The sequence below is a fragment of the Paraburkholderia sp. RL18-101-BIB-B genome (genome assembly GCF_046026985.1).
Lineage (GTDB): Bacteria > Pseudomonadota > Gammaproteobacteria > Burkholderiales > Burkholderiaceae > Paraburkholderia.
Map to the genome: position 1 here is coordinate 1 of NZ_JARESV010000211.1, position 424 is coordinate 424.

Sequence of the window (424 nt, forward strand, 5' to 3'; positions counted from 1 at the left end):
CGCCGACCTCGCGCACGACATGCGCACGCCGCTCAGCAACATGCGCGGCGCCGCTGAAGTCGCGCTCGCCCGGCCGCGCTCCGTCGATGAATACGAGTCGCTACTCGCCTCGAATCTGGAAGAGTGCGACCGGCTCTCGCGAATGATCGAGAGCGTGCTGTTTCTGGCGCGCGCCGAGCATCCGCAGTTCGTCAAACAACTGCGCGAGTTCGACGCGGGGCAGGAGTTGACCCATATCGCCGACTACTTCGAAGGCATTGCCGAAGAGGCGAATGTGCACGTGCGCGTGAACGGCGCGGCCAGCGTGACGGCGGATCTCGAACTGTTTCGCCGCGCCGTGAGCAATCTGCTCGCCAACGCGATTCGCTATACGCCGCCGGGCGGCGAGATCGTGCTGGACGCGAGCGCGTCGGCCGACGCGGTA

At 66.3% G+C, this 424-nt stretch carries 1 protein-coding gene; it reads left to right on the forward strand.

The window, feature by feature from the left end:
• On the forward strand, positions 1 to 424 hold a 424-nt coding region (locus P0D73_RS46775; RefSeq protein ID WP_408321476.1), incomplete at both ends, for a histidine kinase dimerization/phospho-acceptor domain-containing protein.